This is a genomic window from Halopiger djelfimassiliensis, assembly GCF_000455365.1.
GTDB lineage: Archaea > Halobacteriota > Halobacteria > Halobacteriales > Natrialbaceae > Halopiger_B > Halopiger_B djelfimassiliensis.
The window spans coordinates 751,516-764,858 of record NZ_HG315684.1; the positions used below are offsets into that span (position 1 = coordinate 751,516).

Consider the following 13,343-nt stretch of genomic DNA (forward strand, 5'->3'; position numbering starts at 1 on the left):
CGTCGTCGGTGGCTTCATTCCGGAACACCGGGGCGGACGACCGAGACCGTGATGCCGACCGTGCGTTCCAGTCCGAGCCTGAACCACCGACCGGGCAAGGCGTCAGTAGACGGGAAACGGCTAAGTGGTCGACACCCGCGTATTGCGCCATGACCGGCGATCGGAACTCCGGCAGGGACGATGGGTTTCGGGAGGGACTCGAGTCCTCCCACGGAGATCCGCGGGTGTTGCTCGTTTTGAACGCCGTCCTCTCTGCGGTGTTCGGCTGGTCGATCGTGTGGGGCGGGGCCGTTCTCGGCGTGCTCGAGTACAGTCGGACGACCGCCGTTGCAGTTGCGGTCGGACTGTTTCTGCTGACACACGTGGTCACCGGATGACGGGGCCGTCAGCCTGCCCGGACCGAATCGTCGATGCAATGCCACCGGAGCGAGCCATATCGGGAGCGAGAGAACCGTCGCATCTTACCCATCGGGGTCGTAATCAGCGCGGAACACGTCCCGAAACTCCGCAAATCGATCATCACCAGTCAACCGATGCAGTTCGTCGAGTTGTGAGATATGTAACCCATGGTACGACGCTGACTGGACGCCGTGTTTCAAACAATACAGGCTCACGTCTCCGGGAACGCGGAACTCATCGACCGTCTCTCCGATCGTCCGGATCGCAGCGAGCGCTCGTTCTCTAACGGCCTCCCGTCGAGTTGCCTGCCAGTATTCATAGATTCCAGACACTATGCAAGTCGAAGGAGGGTTCGAACGAGACTCGATCCGGCACCGGTTGTGGCCACTCGTCGTACCCGTGATCCTTCAGCTCTAGATCAACCCATTTTGCCGCCGGGAAGTCACGCAACCACCGAGGGCCGCGACTGACGAGATCGATATGACGGAAGTACCGACCGACGATCTGCCATGCAGCCGGATATCACCGTATTCCTGTTAAGCCCTTGTACAGAGTTCCGTGAACGTGTATTCGGACGGACGATCACTGATATTGGTCAGACTGAATCACTGATGAGTGACGAGAGAGCAATATTCGGAGAGTCCGGTATACACGACCAACGGCACTGTCGTCGCGAGACGAGATTTCAATCGGAACGTGACTGTCCAGTACCATAACTATGGGCTATTTGTGATGGTCCGTTGACGGTATCCCCATGAAGGATCGCGCTACCCTTCCGCGACGGGCCGTGTTAGCGGCTGTTGGCACGAGTGCCGTCGCCGTGAATCCGGTACTGGCAGCACGGGACACCCAGCAACCGCTTCGGCCGGAGTGGACGCTCGAGAACGGCGTCGCGATCGTCCTGCAGGACTGTTCGAACGTTCAGATCACGGGTAATTCGCTCGAGGCGGAATTCGTCTCCGTGTTCGTCGGCTACTACGATGATAACGGCCGCTGGTGGGACGACGTGCTCGATCTGGACGCGGACCTTCCCATGACCGTGGACGCCGCCGCAATGGTCGGGGAAAGCGCCGCCAGCGACGTGGTTATCGGCGGCGTCGATGTCCACGGCGCGAATGGACAGCTGGCGACGCTGAGCACGCCCGATCGGTGGAACTGCTACGATCGCGTCGAGGAACCGGCCCGAGAGTGACATCACGAGGGGATTGCGGTCGCGGTACCGCCGTCCTCGAGCGTTCCATCGGCAGTAGCTGTCCCCCACGATCGACGGCCTCGGGTTGGTCGCGCCGATCGGGGCCGCGTTCGGTTCGACGACTCGGCGACGAGCTACCGGTAGATGTTCCGATACCGCTCGCTGAACTCCCGGAGCGCCAGTCTGGCCTTGCGCCGCGAGGAAAACCCGAACCCGATCGCCGGACAGGAGTCCGTCGAACACTCCCAGCGGAACGTTTCCGAACTGGGATCCCTCGTAACCGGTGCGTCCGCACTACAGCGGGGACACGTCCAGCCCCACCGCATGTCGCCAGCGTAGTCCCGAGCCATACCGTCAGATCCCAAGGGTTCGGCCCGGAAAACCGACCGACTTCACCGGTTCGGGTTTTAGGTTGGGGCCGTTACAGTCCGACCCCCCGATCGCGACGATCGGGGGCAGACGGACAACGGAAACTGGTCCAGTACCGTCGTCTAGCCTTCTTCCGTCCCGTCCGCTCCACCGGATTCGTCGGCAGTACCGTCGCCGTCCTCGACCTCGATTTCCGCTTCGACTTCGATCGTGACGCCGTTGGCGTCGAGTTGTCCCTCGACTTCGCGTCGGTCCTCGACCTCGAGTTCGAGTTCGTCGGTATCCACTTCGACTTCGATTTCCAGGTCGACGGTGACGTCGGATGCGTCCATATTCGTCCTTGGGCCGGCGTCCCCCATAGTGGTATCGCGTGAGTTCCGGTTTCGAAAACGGTCGAGCGCTCGACGCAGGCGGTCCCGATGCCGATGGATTCTCAGGTCGGACCGTTTCGCCACGAATCGAAAGCGGGAGACTGCTCGCCGTCCACCAAGCCCATAAAGCCCGAACTCGAACAGGGGAACGGCTATCCGCTCATCGACGCCACACCCGACCAGATGCAACTCGAGCAGCCTTCCCAGGAACCCACTTGGAGTGGGACGGTTCCCACTGCGTTCGATGCACGGGTTCTCGGTCTGGTCGTCGTAACGGCGGGGCTTGCAGCGTCGATGAACCTTCCGTACGGTGGCGTGTCGCTGGGACTCGCTGCATTCGTCCTCCTTTCGGGTGGCGGGATCGTGGCCCACCTGCTGGGCGAACGGCAACTGCGTCGAATCACCGACGGACTCGTCGAACGGTGGGCAGACGCCGGCGGGCGGATCGAGGACGTTTCCCGGTCGGCCAACGGCATGCGGACGGAATGGACGGTGACAACGCCGAAAGGGACTGTCACTATCGGCGGGCTTGCGCTGATCCCGATCGCCCGGGTGTCGATCGAGTGGCGAGGCGTCGCCGACACGATGGCCGCAAACGAGGCGGAGTCGGACCTCGATCCGCTCGCGGAGAGCCTGTACGCGGAAATCTTCGAGACCGGATCGAGACCGGAGCCGCTCAATCGGTAGTGCCGACGAGCCCGCACGCGATCGCGTCCGGATCGACGATCTCTTCGCCGTCGACCGCATCCGGAGCCAGCAGGAGAATCGTATCGTCCGGCATCTCGTCCTCGACCTGTATCGGCCGACCGAGTTCGTCCGCGAGGTCGTCGCTTTCGTCGAGATCGAACTCCTGCTCGCGGAGCCGTTCGGCGTTGGTCCGCGAGAGGACGAAGACGAGATCGCCCGGATGGGAAGCCCCGCTTTCCGCAGTCTCGAGCAGTTCCGAGAGCGTCTCGGAGCTGACGTCCTCGAACGACCGGATCGTCACCCGCTCGGTGTCCGAGCCCGGAGCCCGCTGGGATTGGGTGCGAACGCGTGCGGACAGTTCCTCGAAGTCGGTCGTCGCGTCGATCGGCGTGTCGCTACTCGAGCCCATACGGGGACTCCACCGTCGCCGGCCTTGACGTTGGGGCCGGCCAGTTCCGGCGGGGCGAGCCGTCGACGTTACTGATACGCCGGCAGTCGGTCCGACCGGTCCGAGCCGTCGACGAAGGGCAATTCGGTACGGGTTGCAGGGGTTTCCTCGCCGCCGACGCGAACCGTCACCGCGTCGCTCTCGAGGTCGAACTCGACGATCGCGAGCGCGATGACGTCCTCGAGCATCGGGCTTTCGTCGGCGCGGGTGATCTCGCCGACGGAGGCGTCGCCGTCGAAGACGGCGGCACCCGGTTCGGGAACCGCCGCTTCGCTCCCGGCGTCGCCCGGTTCGGGCTCGAGCGTCAACCCCACGAGCTTCCGGCTCGGCTGGCCGCGGTTTTCCACGCGGGAGACGACCTCCTGGCCGACGTAACAGCCCTTCTCGAAGTCGAGTGCGTTTCGCAGCCCGAGGACGTTCGGGATCGTCCCCGCGAGTTCGGTCCCGAAAAGCGGCGAGCCGGCCTCGAGCGTGAGGGTATCCCAGGTCCGATAGCCGAAGGGTGCAGCGTTCATCCCCTGCGTGAGAAGCGTATCGTAGACGGCCTCGGCATCGTCGGCGGCACAGACGACCTCGAAACTCTCCTCCCCGGTGAGCGCGTCGGTGCGGATGACGGTCACGCCCTCGTCGCCCATCGTCCCCCGGACGAACGAGTAGCACTCGTCGGGCGACGCGGCCCCGTTGAGGACGCTCGCGACTTTCTCCGTCGCCTGCGGGCCGTGAACGCCGAAGATCGCGTACTCGTCGGTGGCCACCCTGATCTCGACGTCCTGAATGAACACCTTCTCGGACCACTCCTCGGCCAGCGGCCGGGCTTCCGTCGGCGGCACGAAGAGCAACAATCGCTCGCCCGCGTTGTAGATGTAGAGTTCGACCTCGATGCCGCCCTGTGGATCGAGGACGAGCGCGTAACAGCCCTGTCCGTCCGTTTGCGGGACGCGGTTCGAGACGACGTTATCCACGTACTCGAGGCGGTCGTCTCCCTCGACGACGATCACGCCGTAGGCCGACTCGAGCAGGCCGACGCCGTTGCGCACCGCGCGGTGGGTTCGCTCCGGTCGCCCGAAGTGTTCGACGATCGTCCGCCCGTCGCGCTCGCCGAACGTGGCTCCGTGGTCCTCGTGCGTAGACTCGATGACACTCATCCTGCGTACTCCCAGGGGCCTGAGCGTATCAGGCGTTTCGATTCAAAAAGGAATCCGATCGCGAAGCCAGTCCCCGATCGATTGGTTCTCGTCCGCGTCGGTCGGTTCGTCGGGAACCACGCGGTCGTCGGGCTTGATAACGGTTCCATCCCCGTGAGATTCGACGACGATCAGCCCGTCCGCTTTCAGCGTCGAGAGGGCCTCTTCGAGGTCGTCGATCTCGGCCTCGACGGCCGCCCGAAGTTCGAAGACGGTCATCCCGTCTTCGGCACGATCGACGAGTGCATCGAGTACCGCCACCTGCGTCCGCTCCCGGTTTCGGTACTCCTGCTTTGCTCTCATCCGTCTTGCTATTCGACGACCCGGGATTTGACGTTTGCCGTTCACCTCCGTCCGATCGATGCGACCACGCTCTCCCGAACGGGACGTGACACGCATCGAGAGGGTTCAGGCGGTACGTTTTTTATGGCCTGGGTCGGTACGGTGGGACAATGGTCCTGCGATGTTCGCTGCTCGGGCACGACTACGGCGAGGCCGAAGTCGAACGCGAGCGCGAAGAACGGGGCAGTGAGGTCGTCGTAACCGTCCAGGAGTACGAGGAGTGTTCCCGCTGTGGCGAACGAAACATCATCAGCGAGAACACCGAAGTGACGAGTATCTCCGCGGAGACGAACGCTCCATCGCCCCCCGACGAACCGATGTCCGATGCCCAGCCCGACCCCGAGACCGCCGACTCGAGTTCCGACCGAAACGAGGAGTCCGGCGGTCCCGACGACGAGAGCGAGGACGATGCCGAGTTCATCGACGCCGCGGAGCCCGAGAGTCCCGCCACGGCCGACGCCGAGGGCGACCCCGAGTCGTCGATCGATGACGGGATCGAGGTTCCCACGGACGAAAACGGCGATCCGGTCACCGACGACGGCGAGATCCTCGACGACGACGGGGACGATCCGGCGACCGACCGCGACCGCGATCGCGGCGAGTGGCCGGAGTCCGAGGACGTCGGCCCGCCGGTTGGAGCGTCGAACGACCCCGAAGAGTGGCCGGAGACGGATCGGGACGACGACCTCAGCGTCGACGGCGAACCGGTAGACGACGATGCGGTCGTCCTCGAGCACGACGCACCGACCGGAACCCGTGCCGTCGACGAAACCGTCGATATGGACGCCGTTGCGGCCGAAGCGGCCACTCGCGGGGCGTCCGACGACGCCGACCGCGAGTCGGGATCCGCAGGCGACTCCGGAACCGGAATCGAGCGAGCCGGTGCCGCGCCGACGCCGGGCGAAGAGGCCACCGGCCCGTCCGACGACAGCCCAACCGAGTTCTACTGTCCGCGCTGTGAGTACGTCGCGGCGGGCGATCGCGGCTCGCTGCGGGCCGGGGACATCTGTCCCGACTGCCGGAAAGGGTATCTCGGCGAACGGCCGCTCCAGTAACTTCCTTCGAGAGGATCTTTGTAGCCGGTTCTGGCTCTCGGATACCGTGTTCGACGACCGATCGATCCCCCATCTCGGAACCGACTTCTCGCTGGTCCCGAAGCAAGTATCCACACGGGAGTCAATCGACCGAACCGGCGGTAGTCGGCATCGGTTACGTCGGTCGGTGATACGCCGCCAGCCGGGCTCGACGCCGCGATAACGTCACGCTCGAGTGACGTGTTGTGCGCGAACAACGTCGGCTATGAAAAGAGGTAAACACTCCGCCGTGTATCTCCAATCCATGAAAGAGTACAAGATGCGTCGCGGCGAGTATCTCGAGGAGCGAATCCCCGATATGGAGTCGACGGTCGAGGACTACTTCGGGCCGATCACCGGCACCGAGGAGTACAAGGGAAGCGACCTCTACCTCATCGAGGAGCCCGACAACCCGGTCTTCGAGAAGATCGTCGTCGGGGCCATCGAGTACTCCGGCAAGAAGGACAAACTCGGCGTCGAGTTCCACGAACGCGATCCGACCGAACTCGGCCCGGACGAGCTCGAGGCCGCGAGCGAAGCCGTCGACGCGAAAAACGACTTCCTGCTCGAGGCGACCGGTCGGGACGCCAAGGCACGCCGTGACTCGATGAAACGCGCCGTCGAGGACGATCCGGATCACGAGTTCTGAGGCCGTTGTACCGCGTTCGGTTCGCGCCGTCACAGCGTCGCTGCCACGCGACGCGTCGGTCGGTACTCGACCGACACACGCCGTCTCGCTTCGCACACAGTGTTGTCGACCAGCCCTCGGTCCGTGGCTGCTCGAGACGCGCCGGGCCGGCTTCGAAACGGCTATTGGGACCACCACGTATCTCTCGAGTGAAATGGAGCTTTCGGCGTTTCTCTTCGCGACGGCCTGCGCTCACGTCGGCTTTGCCCTGTTCGTCACCGGTCACGGACGCGTGACCGGCCGCGAGCCGGGGAACTGGCCGTACATTACCCTCGCGCTTGGGCTTGCGGGACTCGCCGGTTATTTCTTCTACGACGAGACGGCCGATCCGGGCCGGCACTGAGGTCAATCCCCGGTCGTGACGCGTTCCTCGCCACCCGTCGCTGCGTTCGGCCCGTCGGCCCAGACGCCGCCGGAAAGGTCGATCGCGCCGGTCCACTTGCCGACGACGGAGGCGACGGCGAGGTCGCCGGTGACGTTGTTCGTCGTCGCGATCCGGCCGAGGATCGGATCGACACCGGCGACGAAGCCGACGATCTCGAGGGGCAACCCGAGCGCGTTCAGGATGACGGTGAGCATGATCAGGCCGGCCCCGGGGACGCCGGCGGTGCCGATGCTGATCAGGATCACGGTCGCGAGGACGACGACCTGATCGGCCAGCCCGAGCGAGACGCCGACCAGATTAGCGGCAAACACTGCCGTTACGGCCTGTCTGATCGCCGCGCCGTCCATGTTGATCGTCGCTCCGAGCGGCAACCCGAATCCGTAGACCGACTCGTCGATCCGGAGGTTCTCCTCGGCGTTGGCGATCGTCACCGGCAGCGTGCCGCTCGAGGAACGGATCGTAAACGCCGTCACCATGGCGTCTTTCGCGCCGCTGAGGAACGAAACCGGCGACTGTCCGAGCACTCCGACGGTAAACACCCCGAGGTAGGTGACGGTCATGTGGATCACGATCCCGACGGCGATGACGGCGACGAGCGCGCCCAGTTGCACGATCGCGCCGAGTCCTTCGGTTCCGATCGAGGCGGCCATCAGGGCGAAGACGCCGATCACGCCGTACTCCATGACCCCCCAGACGATCTTGAACAGCGCTTCGGTCCCGGCCTCGACGAACGCGAAGAAGCCGTCGATCGCGCGTTCGATCGACTCGTCGGGCGTCGAGTCCCGAACCATCGTCAGCGCCAGTCCGAAGACGATGACGGCGAAGATAATCGACAGGATTTCACCCTCGACCATCGCCGCAAACGGGTTCTCCGGGACGATGCCGAGCACGACGTCGGCGACCGTCGGCGGGTCGGCCTGCTCGGCTTCGCCGCCGGTGAACTCGACCGCGGAGCCGGGATCGAACAGGTTCGCGACCGCCAGCCCGACCGCGGCCGCAACGGCCGTCGTCGCCGCGTAGAGAGCGACCGTCAGTCCCCCGACTTTCCCGAGCTTCGACGGGGTGAGCTTTCGGAGGCCGCCCAACAGCGTGAACACGATCAACGGAACGATCAGCATCTCGAGCAGCCTCAGGAACAGATCCCCGAGCGGGGAGAGAACGGCCGCTCGCTCGCCGAAAACCGCACCGACTGCGGTGCCAAACAGGAACGCGACCGCGATCCGATACACGATCGGAACGGAACGATACACCGCCCAGACAGCGCTGAAAACTGATTCGTTTTGCCGTGCCATCGACGGTCATTGGGACGAGACCCACCAGCACGTGTCGATTTCGGAGAGACTGTCCTCCTCCTGTGACGCTCGCCAAGCGGAAAATAGCTTACATATCTGCCCGGTCCTCGAGTGGCGACCCGCACGGACGATCCGGAGCCGACCGGTCAGGCCAGGAAGACGTGGCGCGGCCGGTCCTCGAGCACGTCACGGCCGAACTCGACGGCCTCCGAGAAGGCGTCGCTGCGGAAAAAGGCCATGGCGTCCTCGCGGGAGTCCCAGCGGCTGGCGATGAACATGTCGTTTTCGTCCTCGCGGTTGACAAGCAGGTCGGTCTTGCGGTGGCCGTCCATGTCCGCGAGCAGGTCGCCGGTGTCCTCGAAGACGCCGACGAAGTCGCCGCGGTGGTCGGGCTTGACGGTGTAGAACATCCCCATCGTTCCCCACGAGTCGCTCTCGTCGTCGCCGGCCTGTCGGACGATCCCCGGCAGGTCAGCGAGGAAGCCGGCGGCGGTGTTTGCGGCCCGCTCGGTCTCCCAGAGGCTGGCGACCGCCGTTTCGGCGTCGCCGCCGGCCGAGACGTCGCTTGGCTCGTAGACGGCCGTTTTCACGTGCGTATCGTAGTGGTCGAAGTTCGATCGCAATCCGTCGACCTCCTCGAAGAGGTCGGCGGGATCGGCCTCGGAGTAGAGAGCGACCGCGTGAACGTCCTCGCCGTGGGGCTGGCCGGCGTAGATGCCGCGTTCCTCGAGTTCGCTGCGGACGGCGTCACCCTCGTCGCCGCCGTGTCGGCCGCCGGAGTCGCCGTGTGAGTGCCCGTTCGAGTCGCCGCCGTGGGGGTGGCCCTCGCCGGCGTGTGGGTGACCGCTCGAGTCCGCCCCGGCCTGCGGGACGGGGTCGCCGGCGAGGTAGGCACCGAGCTGGGACGGCGGGAACCGCCGGGCCGAGAGGAACCGGCCGAACTCGGCGAACCGTGAACTCGAGGGGTCGAAACGCATCTCGTAGAGCAGTTCCTTGACGTCGGTCGGGTCGTCGCCGAACAGCGTCACGCCCCACTCGAAATCGTCGAGGCCGATGCTGCCGGAGATGATCTGGGTGACCCGGCCCGCGTACCCCTTGCCGATCTCGCCGTGGTTGGCGAGGTAGTCGGCCCGCTCGTCGAAGGGCAGTTCGTACCAGTTGTGGTCCGGCCCGCGGCGCTTGCTCATCGGGTAGAAACTGACGAACTCGCTGTCGGGAATCTCGGGTTTGAGCCGCGACTCGATGTACCGCTCCAGCCCGGTGTCCTCGACTTCCGCGTCCTCGTCGAAGTAGTCCTGGGACATGTACCCCGACACCTCGGTCACAGAGAGATACGAGTCGGCCCGTTCGGTGAACTCGGCCAGCGCCGTGTGTTCGAACCGCCGCTCGAGCGCATCGATGTCGGCCAGCGTGGGCCGCAGATGCAGGACCAGCAGATCGGCCTTGTGACCGAGGACCGAAAACGTCGCCGAGTCCCCCTCGTCGGCATCGTCGACGCGGGCTGCCGACTCGAGGTAGTCGATCCCCTCGTCGATCGCCCGTTCGCGACGACGATCGGGGGCATCACGCCAGGCATCCCAGTCGATCGTCCGGAAATCGTGCAGGACGTACCAACCCTCTTCCGTCTGCGGTGGCTGCCGTCGTTCCATGGTCGCGGGTTAGGCCGGCACCGCCAAGAAGGACAGGGTTTCGCCCCACACGTCGCTGCATGCCCGCTTACAACAGTTCCCGAACGTCGGAGTACCACATGTCGTGGTAGTCGACGTGGCCGACCCGCCGGGCGATCGCCACCGCCAGCGTGTGCCAACAGAGGTCGGTCGGGTCATCCGGATCGAGGTTGTACTCGCTGTCCTTGCAGGTACAGCCGCCGTCCTCGACGATGTACTCGTCCTTGTAGCCGACGACGATGGTGAAATCCCGGTAGGCCTTGACCCGGTTTTCGCTGACCGCTTCGATCGCACGAACCCCGCGGTCGCCGTGCAGCCGGGAGACGCGCTCGACGATCTCGGGCGTCAGCTCGCCGGCCTCCTCGAGTTGGGCTTGCCATCGCTCGACGGGGTTCGCGTTCGCCACGAGCGGAACTGTGTTCCCAACTGTAAAATCGGTTCGGTTGTCCGCCAGCGGCGTTTCGAACCGCCGGCGTCGCCGCGGGAGACCACACCGTTTTTCGCCCGGTACCGACGAGAGTGGATATGCGCGTCACGGAGGGCGGGATCGAACTCGAGGTCCCCGGCGAACAGACCGAGGGGATCGAGGAGTCGGTGTTTTACAACCCGCGACAGGAGTTGAACCGGGATCTGACGATCGCGACGCTGCGAGCCTACCGCGAGCGCGAGGATCGCGCCGAGTCGTATCTGGACGCGATGACGGCAAGCGGCGTCCGCGGCGTCCGGGCGGCCGCCGACGGCTGGGACGTGACCTGCTGTGACGTCGACGCCGACGCCGTCGAACTCGCGCGGGCGAACCTCGAGCGAAACGGCTGTGGCGACCGGGCGCGGGTCGAACGCCGAAACGTCAGCGCCCTCATGCACGACGAACCCTTCGACGTGATCGATCTCGATCCCTACGGGACGCCGATGCCGTTTGCCGATGCCGCGTTCGCGAACTGCCGCGATCTGGTCTGTGTGACCGCGACCGACACCGCGCCCCTGTGTGGTGCCCACTTCAACAGCGGCGTCCGCTCGTACTCGGCGGTCCCTCGAAACACCGACTACCATCCCGAGATGGGCGTTCGAACCCTCATCTCCGCGCTGGCCCGCAGCGCCGCCCGGTACGACGTCGGGGTCCGCCCGCTGTTGACCCACGCGACGAGCCACTACGTCCGGACCTACCTCGAGCTCGAGCACAGGGCAACGTCCGCGGACGCCGCCATCGACGAGTTAGGCTTCCTCTACCACTGCGAGGACTGCCTGTACCGGGAAGCCGACCCGGGATTGATCGCCGACCCGCTCGAGAGCTGTCCCCACTGTGACGGGAGCCGAATCCTCGCGGCCGGCCCCGTCTGGCTCGGCCCCGTCCGCGACCGCGAGTTCGTCGCCGCGGTTCGGGCGGAGATCCCCGACACGTTCGGCACCGCCGACAAGGGTCGCGAACTCTGCGAGACGCTGGAGGCCGAGCTCGACGAACCGACCCACTACGACCAGCACAAACTCTGTCGGAACTGGGGACTCCCCGCCAACGCGATGGACGAGTTCCTCGCGGACCTGCGCGATGCGGGCTACGCGGCCTCGCGCGCCCACTACGGCGGAACGACGTTCAAGACCGACGCCGGCGTCGGCGAAATCCGCGAGGCGACCGAAGCGAGCCTCGAGTAACCGCGGACCGGTACGGGACACGATGTTCGCGTTTCCGCTGCATGCGTGTGCCACACAACCACATATTGCGTCCGCGTGGCGAACTACCGGACGTGATCGACCGCAGCGAGGGCCTCGAGCTTGCGACCCGGATCGTTCGGCTGGCTCGCACCGAACAGTTGACGTTGCTCGCGGCCGGCGTCGCGTTCTATGGGTTCATCTCGCTCGTCCCGCTGACGCTGCTGGCGCTCGGGATCGCCGCGTCGATCGGCGGTGAGGCGCTCGCTACCCGGCTGACGGCAGCAGTAAGTGACGTCCTCACGCCGACGGCTCAGGAACTGCTCGCGGAGACGTTCGTCGACGAGACCGGCCGCCAGAGCGCGACCGTCGTCGGTGCCGTCGGCCTGCTGTGGGGCTCGAGCCGAGTGCTCCGTGGCCTCGATCGGGCCTTTTCCAAGGTATACGGCACCGCCGCCTCGAAGTCGCTGTTCGATTCGTTCTGGGACGCGACGATCGTCTTCCTCGTGATCTCGGTGGGACTGTCGCTCGTCGGGGCTCTCGAGCTCGCGGTTCGGTTCGTCCCGTTCGTCGGCATCGATCTCCTCGGCCCGCCGTTTATCGTCCTCGGCCTTTTTGCCACCTTCTTGCCGCTGTACGTCGTCTTTCCGGACGCAAACGTCGGCCTCGGCGAGGCGGTTCCGGGAACGATCATCGCCGCGGTCGGCTGGTTCGTGCTGAGCCGAACGTTCTCGCTGTACGCCGGATACGCCGGCGAGTACGTGATCTACGGCGCGCTGGGGGCCGTGTTTCTCGTCCTCATCTGGCTGTATCTCGGCGCGATCATCCTCGTTTTCGGTGCCGTCGTCAACGCCACCATCGCCGACCGTGAAGTGGATCGGCAGCTACAAAGTCCCGGCGCTCGACAGGTTCGAACAGAAGCGATGACCGACGACGCCACGGGTGCCGACGCCGACGAGGGGGCCACGGAGGACGGCGCGGGCGAGCGAACGCGACCGCGTTCGAGCGCCCGAACCCGAGACCGAGCGGACGATCCCGAAGCGCTCCGGGAGGAGATCGAACGCCTGCGCGACCGCGTCGAGGGCTTCGAGGAGAACGTCGAGCGCCGCACCGTCGAAAAGGAGTCGCTCGAGAGCGAACTCAAACGGTACGTCCGCCGGCGGGTCCGCCGGAGTCACGCGCACGGGTGGGGACCGTACCTCGTTTTGCTCTACGGAACCGCGATGACGATCGCGGCGTTTTATTTCCTCACCGACGGCTGGGCCATTCTGGCGATGTTCGTCGTCTGGACCTCGACGCTCGGCGTCTACCTGTTGATGGTGCTGTTCGGTGCCGGTCTCTCCCTGCTCGGCGTGCCGGGCCGGCTCCGCGATCGCATCAGCGACTGGCGGTCCTGACCGTTCGGACTCCTGTGGCCGGTACTGCGCGGAAAACTTCGTTCTCGTCTCGAAATCGATCGTCCCGCGTCAGAAGGTTTCGAGGTAGCGGTCGAGTTCCCACTGGGAGACGTCGACGAGGTACTCCTCGAACTCCTGGCGTTTGGCTTCGACGAACTTCGGCGCGACGTGGTCACCCAAGGCGTCGTAGACGATTTCGTCGTCC

General features: G+C 65.3%; 17 protein-coding genes. 8 read left to right on the top strand and 9 right to left on the bottom strand.

Going from position 1 to position 13,343, the window contains the following annotated elements; translation table 11 throughout:
* Nucleotides 1–149: 149 nt before the first annotated feature.
* Complete coding sequence (locus tag TX80_RS03685; RefSeq protein ID WP_049921521.1) at nt 150–377, top strand: hypothetical protein; 228 nt, start codon at nt 150–152, stop codon at nt 375–377.
* Nucleotides 378–461: 84 nt separating this feature from the next.
* Here TX80_RS03685 and TX80_RS20080 read toward each other — a convergent pair whose 3' ends face one another.
* A complete protein-coding gene (locus tag TX80_RS20080; RefSeq protein WP_195893028.1) occupies nt 462–731 on the bottom strand; it encodes a D-glucuronyl C5-epimerase family protein in 270 nt (89 codons plus the stop codon).
* A 422-nt stretch (nt 732–1,153) separates the two neighbouring features.
* On the opposite strand from TX80_RS20080, the gene TX80_RS03690 reads away from it, so the two are divergent.
* Nucleotides 1,154–1,591, top strand: a complete 438-nt coding sequence (locus TX80_RS03690; protein ID WP_049921522.1) for a hypothetical protein — start codon at nt 1,154–1,156, stop codon at nt 1,589–1,591.
* 134 nt (nt 1,592–1,725) lie between these two features.
* On the opposite strand, the gene TX80_RS03695 is transcribed toward TX80_RS03690, so the two are convergent.
* The gene (locus TX80_RS03695) at nt 1,726–1,941 is read right to left on the bottom strand and encodes a hypothetical protein (protein ID WP_049921523.1); all 216 of its coding nucleotides are present in this window, start codon (nt 1,939–1,941) and stop codon (nt 1,726–1,728) included.
* A 141-nt stretch (nt 1,942–2,082) separates the two neighbouring features.
* On the bottom strand, nt 2,083–2,292 hold the full coding sequence (locus TX80_RS03700; RefSeq protein ID WP_049921524.1) for a hypothetical protein: 210 nt from the start codon (nt 2,290–2,292) through the stop codon (nt 2,083–2,085).
* Nucleotides 2,293–2,514: 222 nt separating this feature from the next.
* Between TX80_RS03700 and TX80_RS03705 the strand changes: the two genes are divergently transcribed.
* Nucleotides 2,515–3,018 (top strand): hypothetical protein, encoded by a 504-nt coding sequence (locus TX80_RS03705; RefSeq protein ID WP_049922190.1) that lies wholly within the window; start codon nt 2,515–2,517, stop codon nt 3,016–3,018.
* On the opposite strand, the gene TX80_RS03710 is transcribed toward TX80_RS03705, so the two are convergent.
* The 3 genes from TX80_RS03710 to TX80_RS03720 all read right to left on the bottom strand — a co-directional run bounded on the left by TX80_RS03710 (nt 3,008) and on the right by TX80_RS03720 (nt 4,953).
* Complete coding sequence (locus TX80_RS03710) at nt 3,008–3,427, bottom strand: hypothetical protein (protein WP_049921525.1); 420 nt, start codon at nt 3,425–3,427, stop codon at nt 3,008–3,010. The two genes, TX80_RS03705 and TX80_RS03710, sit on opposite strands and share 11 nt — an antisense overlap.
* A 68-nt stretch (nt 3,428–3,495) precedes the next feature.
* A complete protein-coding gene (gene ygfZ / locus TX80_RS03715) occupies nt 3,496–4,611 on the bottom strand; it encodes a CAF17-like 4Fe-4S cluster assembly/insertion protein YgfZ (RefSeq protein ID WP_049921526.1) in 1,116 nt (371 codons plus the stop codon).
* A 42-nt stretch (nt 4,612–4,653) separates the two neighbouring features.
* Nucleotides 4,654–4,953 (bottom strand): DUF6432 family protein, encoded by a 300-nt coding sequence (locus TX80_RS03720; protein WP_049921527.1) that lies wholly within the window; start codon nt 4,951–4,953, stop codon nt 4,654–4,656.
* Between the two features lie 149 nt (nt 4,954–5,102).
* Here TX80_RS03720 and TX80_RS03725 point away from each other — a divergent pair, with 149 nt between their 5' ends.
* From TX80_RS03725 to TX80_RS03735, 3 genes are all read left to right on the top strand, one after another.
* Nucleotides 5,103–6,047, top strand: coding sequence for a DUF7093 family protein (locus TX80_RS03725; RefSeq protein WP_049921528.1), 945 nt, complete (start codon nt 5,103–5,105; stop codon nt 6,045–6,047).
* A gap of 283 nt (nt 6,048–6,330) precedes the next feature.
* Nucleotides 6,331–6,714, top strand: coding sequence for a DUF5611 family protein (locus TX80_RS03730; RefSeq protein ID WP_049921529.1), 384 nt, complete (start codon nt 6,331–6,333; stop codon nt 6,712–6,714).
* Between the two features lie 193 nt (nt 6,715–6,907).
* The gene (locus TX80_RS03735; protein WP_049921530.1) at nt 6,908–7,096 is read left to right on the top strand and encodes a hypothetical protein; all 189 of its coding nucleotides are present in this window, start codon (nt 6,908–6,910) and stop codon (nt 7,094–7,096) included.
* Between the two features lie 2 nt (nt 7,097–7,098).
* Here TX80_RS03735 and TX80_RS03740 read toward each other — a convergent pair whose 3' ends face one another.
* The 3 genes from TX80_RS03740 to TX80_RS03750 all read right to left on the bottom strand — a co-directional run bounded on the left by TX80_RS03740 (nt 7,099) and on the right by TX80_RS03750 (nt 10,503).
* Nucleotides 7,099–8,430, bottom strand: a complete 1,332-nt coding sequence (locus tag TX80_RS03740) for a dicarboxylate/amino acid:cation symporter (RefSeq protein WP_049921531.1) — start codon at nt 8,428–8,430, stop codon at nt 7,099–7,101.
* Nucleotides 8,431–8,576: 146 nt separating this feature from the next.
* Nucleotides 8,577–10,079 carry a heme-binding protein gene (locus TX80_RS03745; protein WP_049921532.1) on the bottom strand — a complete coding sequence of 501 codons (1,503 nt, stop codon included), beginning with the start codon at nt 10,077–10,079 and terminating at the stop codon, nt 8,577–8,579.
* A 67-nt stretch (nt 10,080–10,146) separates the two neighbouring features.
* Nucleotides 10,147–10,503, bottom strand: a complete 357-nt coding sequence (locus TX80_RS03750; RefSeq protein ID WP_049921533.1) for a hypothetical protein — start codon at nt 10,501–10,503, stop codon at nt 10,147–10,149.
* 119 nt (nt 10,504–10,622) lie between these two features.
* On the opposite strand from TX80_RS03750, the gene TX80_RS03755 reads away from it, so the two are divergent.
* Together TX80_RS03755 and TX80_RS03760 are read left to right on the top strand one after the other, a co-directional pair.
* On the top strand, nt 10,623–11,744 hold the full coding sequence (locus TX80_RS03755) for a tRNA (guanine(26)-N(2))-dimethyltransferase (RefSeq protein ID WP_049921535.1): 1,122 nt from the start codon (nt 10,623–10,625) through the stop codon (nt 11,742–11,744).
* A 92-nt stretch (nt 11,745–11,836) separates the two neighbouring features.
* On the top strand, nt 11,837–13,138 hold the full coding sequence (locus tag TX80_RS03760) for a YihY/virulence factor BrkB family protein (RefSeq protein WP_049921536.1): 1,302 nt from the start codon (nt 11,837–11,839) through the stop codon (nt 13,136–13,138).
* The last annotated feature ends 205 nt before the right edge of the window (nt 13,139–13,343 follow it).

Bases quoted from the DNA above. Each gene is read 5' to 3' on its own strand.
- TX80_RS03685 (WP_049921521.1), top strand. From the start codon at position 150: ATGACCGGCGATCGGAACTCCGGCAGGGACGATGGGTTTCGGGAGGGA.
- TX80_RS03690 (WP_049921522.1), top strand. From the start codon at position 1,154: ATGAAGGATCGCGCTACCCTTCCGCGACGGGCCGTGTTAGCGGCTGTT.
- TX80_RS03695 (WP_049921523.1), bottom strand. From the start codon at position 1,941: ATGGCTCGGGACTACGCTGGCGACATGCGGTGGGGCTGGACGTGTCCC.
- TX80_RS03700 (WP_049921524.1), bottom strand. From the start codon at position 2,292: ATGGACGCATCCGACGTCACCGTCGACCTGGAAATCGAAGTCGAAGTG.
- TX80_RS03705 (WP_049922190.1), top strand. From the start codon at position 2,515: ATGCAACTCGAGCAGCCTTCCCAGGAACCCACTTGGAGTGGGACGGTT.
- TX80_RS03710 (WP_049921525.1), bottom strand. From the start codon at position 3,427: ATGGGCTCGAGTAGCGACACGCCGATCGACGCGACGACCGACTTCGAG.
- ygfZ (WP_049921526.1), bottom strand. From the start codon at position 4,611: ATGAGTGTCATCGAGTCTACGCACGAGGACCACGGAGCCACGTTCGGC.
- TX80_RS03720 (WP_049921527.1), bottom strand. From the start codon at position 4,953: ATGAGAGCAAAGCAGGAGTACCGAAACCGGGAGCGGACGCAGGTGGCG.
- TX80_RS03725 (WP_049921528.1), top strand. From the start codon at position 5,103: ATGGTCCTGCGATGTTCGCTGCTCGGGCACGACTACGGCGAGGCCGAA.
- TX80_RS03730 (WP_049921529.1), top strand. From the start codon at position 6,331: ATGAAAGAGTACAAGATGCGTCGCGGCGAGTATCTCGAGGAGCGAATC.
- TX80_RS03735 (WP_049921530.1), top strand. From the start codon at position 6,908: ATGGAGCTTTCGGCGTTTCTCTTCGCGACGGCCTGCGCTCACGTCGGC.
- TX80_RS03740 (WP_049921531.1), bottom strand. From the start codon at position 8,430: ATGGCACGGCAAAACGAATCAGTTTTCAGCGCTGTCTGGGCGGTGTAT.
- TX80_RS03745 (WP_049921532.1), bottom strand. From the start codon at position 10,079: ATGGAACGACGGCAGCCACCGCAGACGGAAGAGGGTTGGTACGTCCTG.
- TX80_RS03755 (WP_049921535.1), top strand. From the start codon at position 10,623: ATGCGCGTCACGGAGGGCGGGATCGAACTCGAGGTCCCCGGCGAACAG.